At 28.4% G+C, this 14,293-nt stretch carries 20 protein-coding genes; 8 read left to right on the top strand and 12 right to left on the bottom strand.

Annotated elements, in window-relative coordinates; translation table 11 throughout:
* Nucleotides 1-22 precede the first annotated feature (22 nt).
* The 8 genes from PG912_RS13390 to PG912_RS13355 all read right to left on the bottom strand — a co-directional run bounded on the left by PG912_RS13390 (nucleotide 23) and on the right by PG912_RS13355 (nucleotide 5,767).
* Nucleotides 23-475, bottom strand: a complete 453-nt coding sequence (locus tag PG912_RS13390; protein ID WP_275687938.1) for a carboxymuconolactone decarboxylase family protein — start codon at nucleotides 473-475, stop codon at nucleotides 23-25.
* A 76-nt stretch (nucleotides 476-551) separates the two neighbouring features.
* A complete protein-coding gene (locus PG912_RS13385) occupies nucleotides 552-1,127 on the bottom strand; it encodes a Crp/Fnr family transcriptional regulator (RefSeq protein ID WP_275687937.1) in 576 nt (191 codons plus the stop codon).
* A gap of 37 nt (nucleotides 1,128-1,164) precedes the next feature.
* The gene (locus tag PG912_RS13380) at nucleotides 1,165-1,935 is read right to left on the bottom strand and encodes an MBL fold metallo-hydrolase (RefSeq protein ID WP_275687936.1); all 771 of its coding nucleotides are present in this window, start codon (nucleotides 1,933-1,935) and stop codon (nucleotides 1,165-1,167) included.
* A gap of 59 nt (nucleotides 1,936-1,994) precedes the next feature.
* On the bottom strand, nucleotides 1,995-2,570 hold the full coding sequence (locus PG912_RS13375) for a Crp/Fnr family transcriptional regulator (protein WP_275687935.1): 576 nt from the start codon (nucleotides 2,568-2,570) through the stop codon (nucleotides 1,995-1,997).
* Nucleotides 2,571-2,733: 163 nt separating this feature from the next.
* On the bottom strand, nucleotides 2,734-3,366 hold the full coding sequence (locus tag PG912_RS13370) for a hypothetical protein (RefSeq protein ID WP_275687934.1): 633 nt from the start codon (nucleotides 3,364-3,366) through the stop codon (nucleotides 2,734-2,736).
* Between the two features lie 56 nt (nucleotides 3,367-3,422).
* Nucleotides 3,423-4,139, bottom strand: a complete 717-nt coding sequence (locus PG912_RS13365) for a helix-turn-helix transcriptional regulator (RefSeq protein ID WP_275687933.1) — start codon at nucleotides 4,137-4,139, stop codon at nucleotides 3,423-3,425.
* A 54-nt stretch (nucleotides 4,140-4,193) separates the two neighbouring features.
* Nucleotides 4,194-4,487 (bottom strand): DoxX family protein, encoded by a 294-nt coding sequence (locus tag PG912_RS13360; RefSeq protein WP_333780709.1) that lies wholly within the window; start codon nucleotides 4,485-4,487, stop codon nucleotides 4,194-4,196.
* A 104-nt stretch (nucleotides 4,488-4,591) separates the two neighbouring features.
* Nucleotides 4,592-5,767, bottom strand: coding sequence for an FAD-dependent monooxygenase (locus tag PG912_RS13355; protein ID WP_275687931.1), 1,176 nt, complete (start codon nucleotides 5,765-5,767; stop codon nucleotides 4,592-4,594).
* 86 nt (nucleotides 5,768-5,853) lie between these two features.
* On the opposite strand from PG912_RS13355, the gene PG912_RS13350 reads away from it, so the two are divergent.
* The 3 genes from PG912_RS13350 (at nucleotide 5,854) to PG912_RS13335 (ending at nucleotide 8,502) form a co-directional block, all read left to right on the top strand.
* Nucleotides 5,854-6,267: a winged helix-turn-helix transcriptional regulator gene (locus PG912_RS13350; protein WP_275687930.1), complete on the top strand. Its 414-nt coding sequence runs from the start codon at nucleotides 5,854-5,856 to the stop codon at nucleotides 6,265-6,267.
* An 817-nt stretch (nucleotides 6,268-7,084) separates the two neighbouring features.
* A complete protein-coding gene (locus PG912_RS13340) occupies nucleotides 7,085-7,840 on the top strand; it encodes an SDR family NAD(P)-dependent oxidoreductase (protein WP_275687929.1) in 756 nt (251 codons plus the stop codon).
* A gap of 20 nt (nucleotides 7,841-7,860) precedes the next feature.
* The gene (locus tag PG912_RS13335) at nucleotides 7,861-8,502 is read left to right on the top strand and encodes a TetR/AcrR family transcriptional regulator (protein WP_275687928.1); all 642 of its coding nucleotides are present in this window, start codon (nucleotides 7,861-7,863) and stop codon (nucleotides 8,500-8,502) included.
* Nucleotides 8,503-8,558: 56 nt separating this feature from the next.
* Here PG912_RS13335 and PG912_RS13330 read toward each other — a convergent pair whose 3' ends face one another.
* From PG912_RS13330 to PG912_RS13315, 4 genes are all read right to left on the bottom strand, one after another.
* A complete protein-coding gene (locus PG912_RS13330; RefSeq protein ID WP_260587289.1) occupies nucleotides 8,559-9,302 on the bottom strand; it encodes a DJ-1/PfpI family protein in 744 nt (247 codons plus the stop codon).
* 3 nt (nucleotides 9,303-9,305) lie between these two features.
* Nucleotides 9,306-9,884, bottom strand: coding sequence for a YceI family protein (locus PG912_RS13325; RefSeq protein WP_260587288.1), 579 nt, complete (start codon nucleotides 9,882-9,884; stop codon nucleotides 9,306-9,308).
* Nucleotides 9,885-9,914: 30 nt separating this feature from the next.
* Entirely contained in the window at nucleotides 9,915-10,268 is a 354-nt protein-coding gene (locus tag PG912_RS13320) for a SnoaL-like domain-containing protein (RefSeq protein WP_275687927.1), read from the bottom strand.
* A 95-nt stretch (nucleotides 10,269-10,363) separates the two neighbouring features.
* Nucleotides 10,364-10,948 (bottom strand): Crp/Fnr family transcriptional regulator, encoded by a 585-nt coding sequence (locus tag PG912_RS13315; RefSeq protein WP_275687926.1) that lies wholly within the window; start codon nucleotides 10,946-10,948, stop codon nucleotides 10,364-10,366.
* Between the two features lie 122 nt (nucleotides 10,949-11,070).
* Between PG912_RS13315 and PG912_RS13310 the strand changes: the two genes are divergently transcribed.
* From PG912_RS13310 to PG912_RS13290, 5 genes are all read left to right on the top strand, one after another.
* Entirely contained in the window at nucleotides 11,071-11,562 is a 492-nt protein-coding gene (locus PG912_RS13310) for an RNA polymerase sigma factor (RefSeq protein WP_275687925.1), read from the top strand.
* The gene (locus PG912_RS13305) at nucleotides 11,546-12,202 is read left to right on the top strand and encodes a hypothetical protein (RefSeq protein WP_275687924.1); all 657 of its coding nucleotides are present in this window, start codon (nucleotides 11,546-11,548) and stop codon (nucleotides 12,200-12,202) included. Before PG912_RS13310 ends, PG912_RS13305 begins: the two co-directional genes overlap by 17 nt.
* 72 nt (nucleotides 12,203-12,274) lie before the next feature.
* Nucleotides 12,275-12,727 carry a hypothetical protein gene (locus tag PG912_RS13300; protein WP_275687923.1) on the top strand — a complete coding sequence of 151 codons (453 nt, stop codon included), beginning with the start codon at nucleotides 12,275-12,277 and terminating at the stop codon, nucleotides 12,725-12,727.
* A 111-nt stretch (nucleotides 12,728-12,838) separates the two neighbouring features.
* Nucleotides 12,839-13,408 carry a hypothetical protein gene (locus tag PG912_RS13295; RefSeq protein ID WP_275687922.1) on the top strand — a complete coding sequence of 190 codons (570 nt, stop codon included), beginning with the start codon at nucleotides 12,839-12,841 and terminating at the stop codon, nucleotides 13,406-13,408.
* Nucleotides 13,387-14,235, top strand: coding sequence for an alpha/beta hydrolase family protein (locus PG912_RS13290; protein ID WP_275687921.1), 849 nt, complete (start codon nucleotides 13,387-13,389; stop codon nucleotides 14,233-14,235). Before PG912_RS13295 ends, PG912_RS13290 begins: the two co-directional genes overlap by 22 nt.
* The last annotated feature ends 58 nt before the right edge of the window (nucleotides 14,236-14,293 follow it).

The following is a 14,293-nucleotide window of genomic DNA, read 5'->3' as shown; positions in this document are numbered from 1 at the left end:
GTATTCCTTTTTTTACACTTTTTTATTCGGTCACCTTATAATTCCCTGGTGTAAATTGAAACACTTTCATTAAACGTGTCCATGTATTTATTTGAGATATAGCCAAGGTTAAGTAGCATATTTCTTCTTTTGAAAATAATTTTAACAACGGATTATAAATTTCATCAGAAATAATGCCTCGTGACAATTTTGTTAAAGCATCAGTAAACTTTAAAACAGCTCTTTCTTTATCTGTAAAATACGGAGTTTCTTCCCAAACACATAATGATGATAATCGAAGTTCGGTTTCACCTGTTTTTTTGAGCTCTTTATAGTGCATGTCTACACAATATGCACAACCGTTTTTTTGTGCTACTCGTAATCTTATAATTTCAAGTAATTGCATGTCTAAGGTTGAACTTTCAATAAAGTTTTCAATTTCTCGTAAATTTTCAAACATTCCTTTTGGGATGTCTTTATAAGCTATTCGTTCCATAATATAAATTTGTTTTTTATTATAGTACAAAGGTATTTTACAAGCTAATGAAGTTTCCTTAAGGTATCTTAAGAAATTAATTTTGATTCCCTTTTTTCCTAATTTCACTCAAGTATTCTGGTGTAATGTCCAGATAAGAAGCAATCATATATTGCGGAACTCTTTGGGCAAAATCGGGTATTTGAGCTACTAAAATAAAGTAACGCTCTTTGCTGCTTTTTTTCATGTAAATTTCATCTTTACGTTGAAGCGCAATCAATGTGTTTTCTGTAATGATTCTAAAAACACGTTCTAATTGAGGAACTTTTAAATATAAATCTTCTAATTGCGTGTTTGTAATTTGAAGTACTGTAGTTTCTTCTATCGCTTGAATTGAGTTAATTGTAGGTGTTTTATTTACAAAGCTATCTAAATTGGTAATCCACCAGTTTTCAATTCCAAAAGCACTGATGTTTTCATTGCCATTTTCTTCCACTCTAAACTGTCGCACCAACCCTTTTAGGATAAAATACTTGTATTTACAAATATGATTTTGTTCGATTAGAAATTGTTTTTTCTGGTAGATTTGTTTAGTGCAAGTATTATAAATGAGTTTAATTTCATGGTCAGTAAATTCAGCATAACGTATTAAGTATTTTTGTAATTGCTCCATCATTATAAATATTTACTATTACAAAGGTGCTTAAAATTTATTCAAACTCCATAACCTCCCCATCTTTTGGTATAAAAGTTTTTTTAATAAGTTGATGTTTCGTTAATTCTGTTTCTAGTTGTTTTCTAGTAGTAGGGCAGTGGTTAACAGCTTCTAAATGATTAGCAATAACAAAACCAGGTGCATTTTTAACAAATTTAGTAATATCTTTTAAGGTCATTAAAAGCGGTTTAAAAATGTCTAGTTGCGCTGTTCCGCTTGCTACAACACTAATATCTGGTTTATATGTTTTCAATACTTTATCAACATCATTGGTATAAATAGTATCAGCACTTATATAAATTGATTTTTCACTTTTAAGATTGATAAAAAAACCCATAACGTTGCCCATAGGCTTGGCAACAAACCCATAACCGTGTTTTGCTGGAATACCTTCAATTGTTCCGCCAAGAAAATCGGATTGTTTCCAATATGCCACAGTTTGAGTTATATTTAAACCTCTTTTTACAAGTGTTTTTTTATCTTTTACACTACAAATTACTGGAATACTCCTTTCTTTTAAAAATGCTTCAGCCGCTTTATCTAAATGATCTGGATGTAGATGTGTAATTAAACAATGTGTGGTTTTGTTCACGATTTCCATCGCGTTATTTGGTAAATCGAGTATCGGGTTTCGTAATGGTTTAAATCTAAACAATGTAAATGGCGGATCAGCTGTTCCTTTTTTTCCTAACATTGGATCTACTAAAATAACTTTATCATTAGTTTCAATAACGAGTGTAGCATTTCTTACATGATGTATTTTCATAATTAAATAATTTGAAAGACAAAATTGAAAAAAGGAAGGTCAGTATCCATTGATTCAAATCAAGAAATGCGCTTTCGTATTCTACTTAAGGTTTCTGGAGAAATATTTAAGTAAGAAGCAATGTGATATTGCGGAATTTTATTTAACCAATCGGTCTTGTAAATAAACAATTCTTTATAAAGCTCATCAGCAGTTTTAGTAATTCTGTTATATTCTAAAAGCTCTTTGTGTTTTAATAATTTTTGAAAAGATAAATCGATAAATGACTTTCCGCATTCATATTTTTTTAACAGTTCTTTAAACGGATTTTTATCAACAACAAGAAGTGTTACTTCGGTTAAAGTTTCTTGATTTTTTTTGGTTTGTAAATCGTTATTAAATGAAGATAAATCGGTAATAAATTGTGGTTTAGTATAAAAATTAATGTTCGTTTCTTTTTCTGAAGTTGCAAAATACTCTCTTATAACGCCAGAGTTTAAAAAACGTAGTTGTTTTTCTTCAGTATCAGTTTTTAAAATTTGAGTTCCTTTTGTAACGGTTTCTTTTTTAAATAATAGAAGTAGTTCTCTTAATCCATCTTGATTTAAAGGATATTCTGTTTCAAAAAAATTAGATATTTCTTTAAATTCATTCATAGCTACTGTTCTTTTTAAGTTTTCAATGTAGTAAATTTAGGTTTTCAAACAGCAAGAAATTTTATGTTAAATAATATTTCAGGAAAAGAAATAAGCATAACTCTCTTTTCCTGAAATATTCTCAAGCTAACATTTTATTTATACAATGTATTTGGTTGTTCAATTATGCTATTAAATACCAAAAATCAAGTTTCATAGATGTTTCATCAGCCATTTCTAATAATGGCTTACAAAAATTATTTTCCATATAACCAAAACAGGCTTCTTTTGTTTTTCCAAGTGTTTCTCCAAAAGTAATTTCAGAATATAAGTTATCAGAAACAGTACCAATAAAATGCGCTTTTGTATTTTCTAATTTGTTTAAATACTCTTTCTCAATAGTATTTGATACGTTAATTAAATTTTTATAATCATTATTATCTTTAAGCGAAAATGTACCGTGTTCTATACAAGAAAAATGTGTTGGTACTCTAAAATTTTCTTTTTCTATTTGATGGATGGTTATTTTAACAGATTCATCTTCTATTAAACTAAAAAAGTGTTTAGTTGAATCATTATTTTCAGCTTCTTTAAAAAGATTGTTTATAGTATCCATATTATCAGCAAATAATACATTTGCATATTCGTTATTAAAATTTCTAACTAAACAATGAAATAAAATTCCCTCTTGATTTGCTAAGAATGAATTTTCGAACTGAATTACAGCTTGTATTAATTCATCATCTGTTACATTTTCCTTTTTCTTAAAAGAAGTAAATTCCATTACTTTTGCGTTTGTTCGATCTTTTTTAATCATTTTTATCCTTTTATAAATTTATAATAGAACAAAAATAATTTAGGGTTGCGACAACCCTATGTCACGCATTTAGTGTTTTTTTCAGAAACTTGAATAAAGTATTCGGATAGGCTAAAATTTTTGTTTTCAAAATGTTTTTTGAGAGGCAATGTATTTAATATTCTATCCAATCTAAATTCTCTTAGCTCATTTCTTAAATTACAAAAAGCGATTACTATCCAATTATCATTTGAAAAGTATAACCCTAAAGGTGCTATTTCTCTTTTAGTTAATTGTTCTTTATAGATAGATTTATACTGTATTTCAATAACGACTTGGTCTGTGATTGACGTTTGTATCAATGATAACGAGTTGCTTTTAATCTGATTTTTTGTCTTTTTTGTTGTTCCTATTCGGTTAGAAAGGAGTTCAATTTTTTCTTTATCAGCATATTTAAGTATCGCTTTAATTTTTGTTATAATATTTTGATAGTTTTCAATAAGTGAACTATCTGTATTTGTTTCGATAATTTTTTCAATCGTAATTAACGTGTTTGCTTCATGTGTTGTAAACATTACAGGAGGCAAATTAAAACCTTCCATTAAAGAATAACCTTTACCTTCTTCCTTGATAATTGGAATCCCTGCTTCTTCAAGAGCTTTAATATCACGATAAACTGTTCTTGTGCTAATCTCAAATTTATCAGCTATTTCAGCAATTGTTATTAATTTTTTGGATTGAAAAATTATTAAGATTGAGGTTAGTCGAGAAAGTCTTGGTATTTCGTTTTCCATTTTTCGGTTAAAGTGGTTTTTGTTTTCAGAGATAGCAGTAATATAGCCTTTAGTTTACTTATTTTCGTTGTTAAATATTAATAATAAGGCACCAATAACTGTGATGTTTTTTAAAAACGAAACCATTTCAGCCTGTTGTGTAACTATCTGTACGTTTGTATCTGTTGGTAAAGCCCAAAAGTTATGAAAAATAAATGTTGCAGGGAGTATAAAAATTATTAGCAATATTGCTCCAATTTTAGATTTAAAACTCGTGATAATTGATAATCCACCTACTACTTGTAAGAGTATTGCTATTATTAAAAAAAAAGGGACAAATATCATATTATGAGATTCCATATAAGTTATAGTCTTATTTCAATCACTAATTTTACTTAATCCGCTTGTAATGAATATGATACTGAATAAAATTCGTCCTATTCTGTTGATGTACTTTTTAGATTTTGTCATTTTTATTTAGGTAAATTTTTAGACCATAATTTTGCTATATTTTGACTTGCAATTTCATAATCTGTTTCTTTTGCATTTTCATTTCTTTGTTCGCAATATTCTTCATCTTCATTGAATAATGATTTAGCTAAATCTCTTCCTGCCATTGTAATTGTAGCAGTTTTTTCAAATCTGCTTGTTTGAAAATCATTAAAAGCCTTTTCTATTGTTTCTGATTTATCTAAAAAAGAAGCAAAATGCCAAGCATCTTCTATAGCTTGACAAGCACCTTGTCCAGAAGTAGGTAGCGATGCATGTGCAGCATCTCCAAGTAAGCATACATTATTTTTATGCCATTTCATAATCGGATTATGGTCAAAAACTTCAATATATTTTATGTTTTTGTCTTCCGTAAATTCTATAATTTCTTTGATTTTAGGTGACCAAGAATTGAATAGTTTCTTAAGTTCTGTTTTGTTATTCTTATTTTTAATAGAAGAGTTTAATGGTAGTGATTTTCCTCCTGCCCAATATCCTTTGTTTTTATTTATAGGAACAATTCCAAACCGTTCACCACATCCCCAAAAATCTAGAACATTGTTTTCTGAAAAAATAGGTTTCTCGCTTTCAACGATACCAATCCAATTGACAAAATTTTGATAAATAGGAGTATTATTTCCGTTTACATACTGTCGAGCTATTGAATCCATTCTTCCATCAGCCCCAATTATAATTTGAGCATTTACAGAAATATCATTCTTAAAACTTATAGAAGAAATATTATCTTGATATGAAATATTTAAAGCGTTATGATTGTAATAGATGGAAACGTTTAATTCATTTACCTTTTTTAATAGAATATTTTGTAAATCCATTCTGCTAATTGAATAGCTTTTGAAACCAATAGAGGTGTTGATATTGTTTACCTTAATCGCTCCTAAAAATTCTTCATTTTTAGTCCACCTTTGCATTTGTTCTAATTCTCCTCCAACTTTTTCAATTTCTGTTAATAATTCCAGTTTATGAAGTATTTTAGTCGCATTAGACCATAAAACTAAACCCGCTCCAATTGTTGTTGCCTTTTCTCTACGTTCATAGATACTAATGTTTTTAAACCCTTTTTGACGCAATGCTATTGCGGTTGTTAAACCTCCAATTCCAGCTCCTAAAACCACTATTTTAGAATGTTTACCTTTCATTTTAAGTTATCTTAATTTATTATTACTTTTGTTTCCCAAGCAAAAATAGTAAATAACTTGGATTAACCAAGTAATAAAATTTAAAAATGAATCAAAAGCATAGGTCAACTTGTCCAATCAGTTCAGCATTAGATATTATAGGAGATAAATGGTCTCTTTTAATTATTAGAGATATGATGTTTTCAGGTAAGAAAACATATACTGAATTTGTAAATTCAAGTGAGAAAATCTCAACAGATATTTTATCTAATAGATTATCAAAATTGGTAGAGTTAGAATTGATTTCTAAAGGAAAAATGGAAGGTAATAAAAAGACAAACATTTATAGACTTACTCAAAAAGGCAAAGAATTATTACCAATAATTTTAGAAATAGCACAATGGAGCGATAATAATTTGAATGACCATTTAAAAGGTGGTGCAAAATCGTTTGTCAATAAATTTAAATCAAATAAAGAGGTGTTTGTTGAAAATATGTATGCTCTTTTTGATAAACGATAAAATTGATTTGTAGTATTTATTATTAACATTATTGGGCTTAAATGTAGTTTCTAATAAATGTAAACTTTTCGGATGTACTTACCTGAAACGTTTTATAGATTATTAAAAGCCAAATGAATGATTTGGCGGTATTTTTAAATAATGTTATTTTTTCTGGTTGTTCTAATATTTTTAGAAACATAAATAGTTTTTTATGTGTTGATTTTCGAATCTCATCGTATTTGTAAATTCGAAACTATAGTTTTATCGGTGTACATATTTCAATTAAAAATCCGTTGTTATCAAGAACGTAACCTACTTTTTAACCTCAAGATTTTTCTATTATGGGTTCAAATTCAGTTGCTCCAAAAGTGATTGCATTCTGAAAATCTTTTTCGATATTTTCTGAAGTAAATGCCAATTCCACTCCGAAAGGTTTTTAGAATTAGAGATTTTTTCAAACCCTTTTTTAAAGTTCGAATTTCCGAGTTTTATTGAAGCAAATGCAATTGAAGTTTCTCCTGATATCAATTCACCATAATCATTTTCAGGTTTATAAATTTCCTGCAAAAGCCAAATGCTTTTTCATAAAATTTAATTGTTTCAGCTACATTTTTCACATAAAGTATTGTGTATTCATATTTCATGTTTATGATTTTGCCGTTTTTTTTTAAAGCTATTTTACTGTGTAATTGATTAGACTAAGTTATTAAAAAAAGAACAGTTTTTACTTTTTTAAAAATTAGTTATTTTACTTGGAACAATCGTTCTGTTATTTGTATGTTTGCAAACGGAACGATTGTTCTGTTATTATTTAAAACATAAAAAAATAGAAATTATGAGTAATTTAAATGGAAAAGTAGCTGTAGTAACTGGTGGTAATAGTGGTATTGGTTATGCTAGCGCTAAAGAATTAAAGAGCAAAGGAGCTACAGTTATTATTACAGGAAGAAATGCCGAAAAAGTAGCAACTGCAGCGCAAGAATTAGGAGTAAAAGGAATTGTTGCAGATGTAAACGATTTAAACGCTATTGATAGCTTAGTGGCATCAGTAAAAAACGATTTTAATAAAGTAGATGTGCTATTTGTAAATGCAGGTATTTTTGCTCCGGCACCAGTTGGACAAATAACAGAAGAAATGTTTGATCATCAAATAGGAATTAATTTTAAAGGTGCTGTATTTACTACCGAAAAGTTTTTGCCTGTTTTAAATGACGGGGCATCAATTATAAATTTGTCATCAATAAATGCCTATACAGGTATGCCAAATACTGCAATTTATGCAGCGTCAAAAGCAGCTTTAAATTCATATACTCGTACAGCAGCAACAGAATTAGCACCAAGAAAAATTAGAATTAATTCGGTAAATCCAGTGCCAATAGCAACGCCAATTTTTGGAAAAACAGGTATGCCAGAAGAACAATTAAATGGTTTTGCAGAAACTTTACAAAACCGCATACCATTAAAGCGATTTGGTCAACCAGAAGATGTTGCAAAATTAGTATCGTTTTTAGCAAGTGACGATGCATCTTTTATTACAGGAAGTGAATATAATATTGATGGAGGAACGAATGTAAATCCGTTAGTAGGTTAATTTTTTTATCATTTTTTGGAATGATAATTCCAATATCTTTATCTTTGTGGAAGTGTTTTACGCTTCCACATTTTTTATATATGCCAAGAGTTAAATTATTTGATGAGAATGAAGTTTTAAACAAAGCAATGAATTTGTTTTGGAAACAAGGGTATGCAGCTACTTCAATTAACGATTTAGTAAATCATTTAGGAATTAATAGAGCCAGTCTCTACAGTACTTTTGGTGATAAAGACACGCTGTTTAAAAAAGCGTTTCAGTATTATAGAAAAACAGGAATTGAAGGTTTAAGGCAATTTTTTAAAAATTTTGAAAATGTAAAAGAAGCATTTTCTAAATTATTTGAAATAGCCATTGATGAGGCAATTTGTGATGCTGATAAAAAAGGTTGTTTTGTAGTAAATACAACAACAGAATTGGTACCTGGAGACCCAAAAATTCTTAAAGTATTAGAAGAAAATAAAAAAGAATTAGAAACAGTGTTTTTTGATTTTTTAAAAAAAGGAAAGGATGCAGGGCAATTAAAATCTAATCAAGATTTAAAAATATTAGCATCTCTATTATTTACTATTTATAGTGGACTTCGAGTAGTTTCGAAAATTAACCCTGATAAAAAAGAACTAATAAGCTCAATGAATTTAGCTTTAAGTTTATTGAATTAAAATATATATAATAAGAAACGCAAATAGATAATATTTGCGTTTCTTTAATTAAAAAATTACTCTTTCCAGTTTTTAAATCTATCAAGAAATAAATACGATTCTACATATTTTCTATGTTCAGGGCTACTCATTTTTTCTACTAATTTTAGTGCTGAAATATAACTAACTAAGTTTCCGTTAGATGATAAAAATTTACCATCTTCAACATAAGCTATTTTAGTATCGTCTTGTACCAATAAATTAGGGTAATCCTTTTGTAATTGTGTTCCACCACCAATCCAAGTTACAATCTTTTTACCGTCTGCAATACCAGATTTTCCAATTAATTGTGCGCCACCGCAATTACTTACCGTATAGGTTGTTTCCTTGTTCTTTTCTATTATAAAATTTACAAGTTTTTCATTGCGTACTTGTGAGTACATATCGTAACCACTAGGAACTACTAAGGCAGTTAATTTTGGCACGTTATTAAAAGTATAATCAGGTAAAATTCTTAAACCTTCTTCTGTGGTAATGGCATTTTTAGTTTGTGCAATTGTAATTACATTAAAAAGTTGTTTGCCGTTTTGACTATGTTTTGCAAAAACATCTGAAGGAGCTGTTATTTCTGTTTGTAACACACCGCTATAAATTAAAAGACCAATGGTAGGTAATTCAGATTTAAATGGTTTTAAGTGTTTTGTTAAAGTATCAACATGTACTTCAGTTGTGTTCGAATTAACAATAGCTGTTTTTTTATTTAGGTTACAGCTACTTAAAACGATACTGCAAAGTAATATGAGTATTCCGAATTGTTTCATAGTTTAAAATTCTAAATCTGCAACTAAATCAAATTCATCGTAAATAGCTTTGTCTTTTAAATTATCGAAAAAACTTGTAGAACCGTATTTCACATTAAATTTTGAGCGATCAATTTTTAAAGATACACTAGCTTTATTTCCATAAACAGAAAGTGTAAATTTAACAGAGTTTGTTTTTCCTTTAATAGTAAGATCTCCAGTAACTTTGTAAGCATTTTTTCCAATACTTTTTACTTTTTTAAATTTTAAAGTTGCTGTTGGAAATTTTTTTACGCCAAAAAAATCATCTGATTTTAAATGTCCTTCCAGTTTACCTTTGTATTCTCCGTCTAAGTCGGTATTATTAATAGATAACATATTAATAACAAATGCTCCTCCAGTTAATTTATTGTCATTAAAGTTTAAATGACCCGATTTTATTGCAATAGTTCCTTGGTGAGATCCAGTAACTTTATAGCCTTTCCAGATTACATTACTTTTATTAACGTTAATTTCCTTTCTTTCTTTTTTTATAGTTGTAAAAGAAAAAGTTAAAAGAGCCATAAAGGCAATAGTTGCGATGTTTTTTATTGATTTATTCATTTTGTTTTTTTAAATTGTTAGTGTTATAGTTTAAGCTCCGTAATAAAATTTTTCTTTAATTATTTTTCCGTCCCTCCAGTTTTGTACGGCAACTTGGGTGTAGTTTCTAATTCCCCAATCTTTATGAGTATAATCAAAATGCCATTCAACCATGGTGGTGTTTTCGCCTATGGTTACTTTTAAAGGTTGCGCACCTCTAAAATCGGTAATTGCAGCAAAAAATTCTTCTTCGCGTTGTCTGTTAGCAGCTTTTCCTTTAACAATAGGGGTGTCGTTTTCTTGCATTACAACATCGTTATGATAAAACTCATCAAAAGCTTTTAAGGCTTTTCCTTGTAAAATCATATCGTTAATTGTGCTAATTTTTTCTAATAATGTATTCATCTTTTGTGTTTTAAATATGATGATACAAATGTCTAAAACAAAACATTTTTAGAAAATGAAGTAGTTTATGAAATGATGTTAAACTAGATTAACATTTATTGATTTTGAATAAGTTGACTTTTAATTTTGCTTAAAAATTCTTTGGTGATTCCTAAATAAGAAGCAATCATATATTGCGGAACGCGTTGTTCTATCTTCGGATATGTTTCTTTAAAGAGCAAATATCTTTCTTTTGCGGTAAGACTAAAATTACTAACAATACGTTTTTGTGAAGCGACTAAGGCGCGTTCAATAATTTTTCTAAAAAAACGTTCTAATTTTGGAATTTCTATATAAAGCTCTTCAATAATATCATAAGAAATCTGAAAAAGTTCGGTATTTTCAATACATTGTATATTGTAATCGGCAGGGGTTTGGGTTATAAAACTACCCATGTCTGATGTCCACCAATCTTCAATAGCAAACATTACAATATGTTCTTGCCCTTCATCATCAACATAAAAAGTTTTGGTACATCCAGACAAAATAAAACATTCCGTTTTACAAATATCACCTTGTTGTACAATATATTGATCTTTAAGATATTTTCTGCGAACTATTTTAGAAAGTAACAAAGCTTCTTCATCCGAAGTTAAATCGATATATTTATTGATGTAATTTAAGAAGGATGTAGTGTGCATTGTTTTCAATTAAAAAAAGTAAAGATAGTTTAGAAAATAAAGTAATAATGAGATTGTAAAATATATTTTTACAATGGCTGTAATAAATTTAAAAAGTAGCCACTAACTTATAAAACCTCACATTGAGCAGCGATTTTTATAACATATCAATTTTACCATATACTGGCATTATTATTAAATTGTGTAGGGCTTACACGAATTCGCAAGAAGATTTTGAAGATTATTATCAAGAAGTTTGCTTACAAATTTGGCGTAGCAAAGATAATTTTAACGAACAATCACTGTGGAGTACTTGGGTATATCGAATTTCATTAAATGTTTGTTTAACATTATTGAAGAAAGACAAAAAGAAAGGACATCAGTTTACTTCAGATGCACTTCCGAATGAATTAACGGAAGATAATTTTGCTTTTTCTGATGAAAATCTAAATGAATTATACCGTGCAATACGACAATTATCTGAAATAGATAGAGGGGTTATCTTGTTGTATTTAGAAGAAAAATCATATAAAGAAATTGCCGAAATTATGGGAACAACAACCAATAATATTGGTGTTAGAATTAAAAGAATAAAAGAACGCTTAAAAAAGATATTAGATGGAAAAATCAATTGAAAATATTTGGAAAGAAGGGTTTCTAAAAAAAGATGCATTAATAGCTCCAAAAATAAATAACCTTTACAATCAAAAATCAATTCATATCATTGATAAATTTAAAAGGATGTTTAAAATAAACTTGATTACAATTGTTGCATTCTCTTTTGTTTTTTTAGTAGTATCTGTATTTGTTGGTATTCCGTGGATGGGAATTATCTTTTTTATAGCATTAAGTGTTTTAGTATTTATAAATAAAAAATTACTAAATGATCTAGAAAAAATAGAAAAAGGTGTTAGTAGTTATCAATATTTAAAAACATTTAATGATTGGATTAAAAAGCAAATTTCTATAAACGTAAAAATCTCTAAATTTTTATATCCAATAATTTTTATATCATTTATCATAGGATTTTGGTTTAAAGAAGCTGAAGGAATGCCTTTAGGTGAGCGGTTGGTAATTGAAATTTTATATGGTTTTCCAGATGTTTATCTTGTGTTCGGAATACCTTTATTAGGAATCGTAATTGTAATTATTATTTTAATTCTGCTAGCTACCTTTGGAGGTAGAATTTATAAGTGGGATTTAAATCTGGTGTACGGAAGAGTGTTTAAAAAACTAGAACAATTATTAGCAGATATGGAACATTTAAATAGTTAAAACGAAAAAATAATTACGATCACCTGTAATAAATTTTGTTTTAAGCCACTAATTAAGAAAACATTAATTATTATGACTATTCAAGAAGCTTCAATTTTTTTAGAAAATTTATCTGTCAAATCTTCCAACAAATCAGAAATTAAAATTTATGAAAAGTTTCTTCATATTTTATCAAAATTAAAAGAAAGAACTTTTTCAGATGAAGAAATAAAATCGATAGAAAATAAACTAGCAAATTTAAAGTTGGCTTCAAATCCGCAGAATAAAAAAAAGTATTTTAAAACTGCGCTTAATACTTTCGAAAACTATTTAAAAGAAACATTTTCATTAACACCTAAAGGATATTACACGAACAGATACATGGGTTTAGGTTTGTCATTTGGACTTTTATTTGGAATTGCTATTTTATCAAATTTAGAACGCTCTTTAGGGATTTCTTTAGGATTAATTGGCGGAATGCTTGTTGGTTCAATTATGGGTAAACAAAAAGATACACAAGTAAAAGCAGCAGGAAATATACTTTAAGATAGTGTTAAAGTAAAGCTATCTTTTTCAAAAAAAACAAAATTATTTTTTAAACATATCACAGCTAAATTATACTTGGCTAGGATAATTACATTCAAAAACTTAACAATTATGAGACTATTTATTGCAATTATATTTTTTATTACGGTAACAATTACAAGTGTGTTTTCGCAAGACGTTTCGGGAACTTGGAACGGAATAGCAAAAAGAGGAACTAAAGAAATCACATTCGTTTTTAACATAACACAAGACAATAACACTTATTCAACCACAATGAGTGTTCCTACATTTAGAGTTTCGGGTATTAAACCTACAAAAACAACTTTTGTAAATGAGAAGTTAATAATTAATGGTTCTAATGTTGGAATGTATTATGAAGGTATTTATAATAAAGAAGCAAAACAATTTGAAGGAACTTATAAAGAAGGGGGAATAGAGATGGCCTTACATTTAAAAAAAGGAGCCATAAAAATTGAAGATTCAAAAAGGCCACAAGAACCTGTTAAACCTTATCCTTATTATGAAGAAGAAGTAGTTTTTAATAATAAAGAAGCTAAGGTATCTTTGGCAGGTACACTAACTTTACCAAATAAAAATGGAAAATTTCCAGTGGTTATTTTAATTAGCGGAAGTAGCTACAGGATAGAGACGAGAGTTTTATGGGACACAAACCTTTTTTAGTACTTTCAGACCATTTAACAAAACAAGGCATTGGTGTTTTACGTTTTGATGATCGTGGACACGGAAAATCTACAGGAGACTTTGGTAATGCAACAACTGAGGATTTTTCGAAAGATGTATTGAGCGCTATTACCTATTTAAAAACAAGAAAGGATATTGATGCGAAAAAAATTGGTTTAATTGGTCATAGTGAAGGTGGTATTATTGCACCTTTAGCGGCTAATAATTCCAAAGATGTTGCTTTTATGGTGTTGCTGGCTTCTACTGGTATTTCTGGTACAGAATTATCAGTAATACAATCTAAAACATTAAGACAGTTTCCTGTTAAAGATGAAGTGGCTTACGAAAAAAACACAAGAAAAGCCATTGCAATTGTAACGTCTAATAAAAGCACATCAGAAATTAAAAAAGAGTTAACGGCTCATTATAATAACTTTATACGACCAATATTAACGTCTTTAAATGTACCGGAAAAAAATATTAATGCATTTATAAAAAATCAATTAAAAACAAGTTTAAAGCCTTGGTCGCGTTACTTTTTACAATACAATCCAGCAGATGAAATTGAGAAATTAAAAATTCCGGTTTTATCCTTAAATGGAAGTAAAGACACACAGGTAAATGCTAAGATAAATCAAGAAGGAATCCGAAAAGCATTAATTAAAGGAGGAAATAAAGCGTATAAAATAGTAGAATTAGAAAATTTGAATCACTTTTTTCAAGAGTGCGAAACTGGGAGAATGAATGAGTATAGAAAAATTGAACAAACCATTTCACCAAAAGTACTAGAGCTTGTTTCAAGTTGGGTTACTGGCATTACTCAGTAATAGAGTATATCATAAAAAAAAAGACTCGTCATTTGGCGTGTCTTTTTTTGTTTTTATT

This window comes from Tenacibaculum retecalamus (assembly GCF_027941755.1).
GTDB lineage: Bacteria > Bacteroidota > Bacteroidia > Flavobacteriales > Flavobacteriaceae > Polaribacter > Polaribacter haliotis_B.
Note: the sequence above shows the minus strand (reverse complement) of the source record. Positions and strands in the feature narration are given on the sequence as shown.

Bases quoted from the DNA above. Each gene is read 5' to 3' on its own strand.
- PG912_RS13320 (WP_275687927.1), bottom strand. From the start codon at position 10,268: ATGAATACATTATTAGAAAAAATTAGCACAATTAACGATATGATTTTA.
- PG912_RS13340 (WP_275687929.1), top strand. From the start codon at position 7,085: ATGAGTAATTTAAATGGAAAAGTAGCTGTAGTAACTGGTGGTAATAGT.
- PG912_RS13385 (WP_275687937.1), bottom strand. From the start codon at position 1,127: ATGGAGCAATTACAAAAATACTTAATACGTTATGCTGAATTTACTGAC.
- PG912_RS13315 (WP_275687926.1), bottom strand. From the start codon at position 10,948: ATGCACACTACATCCTTCTTAAATTACATCAATAAATATATCGATTTA.
- PG912_RS13370 (WP_275687934.1), bottom strand. From the start codon at position 3,366: ATGATTAAAAAAGATCGAACAAACGCAAAAGTAATGGAATTTACTTCT.
- PG912_RS13330 (WP_260587289.1), bottom strand. From the start codon at position 9,302: ATGAAACAATTCGGAATACTCATATTACTTTGCAGTATCGTTTTAAGT.
- PG912_RS13365 (WP_275687933.1), bottom strand. From the start codon at position 4,139: ATGGAAAACGAAATACCAAGACTTTCTCGACTAACCTCAATCTTAATA.
- PG912_RS13390 (WP_275687938.1), bottom strand. From the start codon at position 475: ATGGAACGAATAGCTTATAAAGACATCCCAAAAGGAATGTTTGAAAAT.
- PG912_RS13325 (WP_260587288.1), bottom strand. From the start codon at position 9,884: ATGAATAAATCAATAAAAAACATCGCAACTATTGCCTTTATGGCTCTT.
- PG912_RS13335 (WP_275687928.1), top strand. From the start codon at position 7,861: ATGATAATTCCAATATCTTTATCTTTGTGGAAGTGTTTTACGCTTCCA.
- PG912_RS13355 (WP_275687931.1), bottom strand. From the start codon at position 5,767: ATGAAAGGTAAACATTCTAAAATAGTGGTTTTAGGAGCTGGAATTGGA.
- PG912_RS13290 (WP_275687921.1), top strand. From the start codon at position 13,387: ATGGGACACAAACCTTTTTTAGTACTTTCAGACCATTTAACAAAACAA.
- PG912_RS13300 (WP_275687923.1), top strand. From the start codon at position 12,275: ATGACTATTCAAGAAGCTTCAATTTTTTTAGAAAATTTATCTGTCAAA.
- PG912_RS13305 (WP_275687924.1), top strand. From the start codon at position 11,546: ATGGAAAAATCAATTGAAAATATTTGGAAAGAAGGGTTTCTAAAAAAA.
- PG912_RS13295 (WP_275687922.1), top strand. From the start codon at position 12,839: ATGAGACTATTTATTGCAATTATATTTTTTATTACGGTAACAATTACA.
- PG912_RS13350 (WP_275687930.1), top strand. From the start codon at position 5,854: ATGAATCAAAAGCATAGGTCAACTTGTCCAATCAGTTCAGCATTAGAT.
- PG912_RS13375 (WP_275687935.1), bottom strand. From the start codon at position 2,570: ATGAATGAATTTAAAGAAATATCTAATTTTTTTGAAACAGAATATCCT.
- PG912_RS13380 (WP_275687936.1), bottom strand. From the start codon at position 1,935: ATGAAAATACATCATGTAAGAAATGCTACACTCGTTATTGAAACTAAT.